The sequence below is a fragment of the Hamadaea sp. NPDC051192 genome, assembly GCF_040682475.1.
Lineage (GTDB): Bacteria > Actinomycetota > Actinomycetes > Mycobacteriales > Micromonosporaceae > Hamadaea > Hamadaea flava.
In genome coordinates, this window is the sequence record NZ_JBFBAZ010000294.1 from 1 (window position 1) to 1,763 (window position 1,763).

At 66.4% G+C, this 1,763-nt stretch carries 1 protein-coding gene; it reads left to right on the top strand.

Annotated elements, in window-relative coordinates; all coding sequences use genetic code 11:
* Positions 1-27 precede the first annotated feature (27 nt).
* Positions 28-1,763: LamG-like jellyroll fold domain-containing protein (locus AB0M47_RS42680; protein WP_363424751.1), on the top strand; the 1,736-nt coding region annotated here is incomplete at its 3' end.

A 1,763-nucleotide genomic window follows, 5' to 3' on the forward strand; every position in this document is an offset into this window, starting at 1 on the left:
GCCACGATCACCGATGCGATGGGGTTCGTGACGGCGTTCACGTATACCGACAACAACCTCGAAGTCGCGGTGATCAAGAAGAACGCCGACGGCAGCCAAACGTATGTGGCCGAGCAGAACGAGTACGACGCGGCCGGCAACGTGGTTCGGGAGTTGAGCAACAACAACGTCACCGACACCCGGTACACGGTGGACGCGGTCGGCCGGGTGACCGGTGAGACCCTGGACCCGAACGGCGTGGCCCGCAAGACCAGCTACACGTACAACAACGATGATCTGGTCACGGCGAAGTACTTCTCCGACAACTCCGGTTACACCTCGGCGGTGGGCAGCAGCTACGACTCGGCCGGTCGGATCACCTCCGATTGGGCGCGTACGCTCGGCGCCGGTAAGCCCGACGGTTGGTGGCGGTTGAACCCGGCCGGCGGCACCGAGGTCGTCGACAATTCCGGCGGCGACAACACCGCCACCGCCACGAGCGGGGTGACCTGGTCCGGCGGCGCGGGCGTCTTCAACGGCACCACGGGTTGGGCGACCACGGCCGGTCCCGTCCTGAACACCACGCAGAGCTTCAGTGTCTCGGCCTGGGTGAAGCTGGCGGTCAACACCGCCGGGCAGACCGCGGTGTCGCAGGACGCCTCGGTGAACTCCGGGTTCAACCTCCAGTACCTCAAGGGCCCGAACCGCTGGTCGTTCACCCGGAACCTGACCGACACCACCTCGCCCACCTCGGCGATGGCGCAGTCCACGGCGGCTCCGACGCTGAACACGTGGACGCATCTCGTCGGCGTCTACAACGCCGCCAACGGCCAGATGACGTTGTACGCCAACGGAACCGCGCAGGGCACGGCGACCGACACGACGCCGATCGCGTCGAGCGGCGCGTTCGTGATCGGCCGCTCCAAGTACAACGGTGCCCAGGAGGCGCCCTTCAACGGCTCGATCGGCAACGTACAGGTGTATCAGCGAGCGCTGAGCGCTGCCGACGTGTCCAGCCTCTACGGCAACGGCCAGGCCGGTCGTCCGCTCGGCGACGCGTACAACACGACGACGTACACCTATGACCAGCGTGGGCTGAAGCTGTCGGAGACCGATCCGCTGGGCAACATCGAGTACTACGAGTACGACGAGTCCGACAACCTCGTGGTCACCACCAGCGCCGCGGTCAACGCCGAGTCCAACGGTGGCACCCCGGTGTCGTCGAGGCCGGTCACCACCACCGGCTTCGACACCTTCGGTGACGAGGTCGAACTACGCGATCCCGACGGCAACGTCACGACCATCACCCGTGACGCGTCAGGGCGGCCGCTGTCCACGAAGTTGCCGTCGTACACCCCGCCGGGCGGGACGGCGATCACCGGCGCGACGGTGTCCAAGACGTTCACCGGTTCCGGCGACGTTCTCACCACGACGGATTCGCTGGGCAAGACCACCACGTTCGCCTACGACCAGCAGGGCCGGCTGTCCAAGGCGACCGAGGCCAACGGGGCCGTGACGACGTACGCGTACGACCTCAACGACGAGCTGCTGCGCACGGTCAACCCGCTCGGAGCGTCCGCCGAGTCCACGTACGACTATCTGGGGCGCCGGATCAGTGAGTCGGTATTCGAGCGGGCCACGTCGAGCACGTACACGACGAACTACACCTTCACGAGCGCCGGCTTCATTCAGAAGGTGACGCAGCCGTCCGGGTCGTACATCAATTACACGACGAACTCGGCGGGTGACACGACGGCGGCGACCGACGCGGCCGGCAACGCCAC